The sequence below is a fragment of the Weissella cibaria KACC 11862 genome, from assembly GCF_000193635.1.
GTDB lineage: Bacteria > Bacillota > Bacilli > Lactobacillales > Lactobacillaceae > Weissella > Weissella cibaria.
The window spans coordinates 1-488 of the sequence record NZ_AEKT01000053.1 but is presented as its reverse complement, the minus strand read 5'-3'; the positions used below and the strand labels follow the sequence as shown (position 1 = coordinate 488).

The window sequence follows — 488 nt, the reverse complement described above, 5'->3', positions numbered from 1 at the left end:
GCCTTGTTCAACGTATCTGTATTCAAGTCCGTTGCGTTCAAGGCGTCGTTCACAGCCTGCTTGGCAGTATTAACGGCATCCGAATCGGAAACATTCGTGGCGACCATCGTATCAACAGCCGTTTGAACCTTCTTGATTGCTTCTTCAATCTTCGTCTGGGTACCGTCAGCAATCGCTTGCTTCAAGCCGTCAACCGTCAACTTAACTTCGTCATCAAGATTAACGTTTGGTTGTGCCTTGTCGATTTCCTTATTTCCGTCGTCAACTGCAGCTTGGCGCTTTTGCTCAACAATCGCAATATCATCCGCCAACTTTTGACGAGCATCAGTAATGGCCTTTTGCGTTGCGGCTGTGTTATCAGCTGCTGTCAAATCGTTCAATGCCGCAATGTCGTCGTTAATGTCCTTTGTATCTTGATCAGTATACTTGGCAACATTCTTAGGGTCCGTCCAGGCAGCAACATCTTGCTTACCAGCCGTCTTTGCTTC

At 47.3% G+C, this 488-nt stretch carries 1 pseudogene; it reads right to left on the bottom strand.

The features are described 5' to 3' along the window. Positions 1-488: pseudogene (locus tag ESE_RS12300) on the bottom strand (hypothetical protein); the annotation flags it as partial.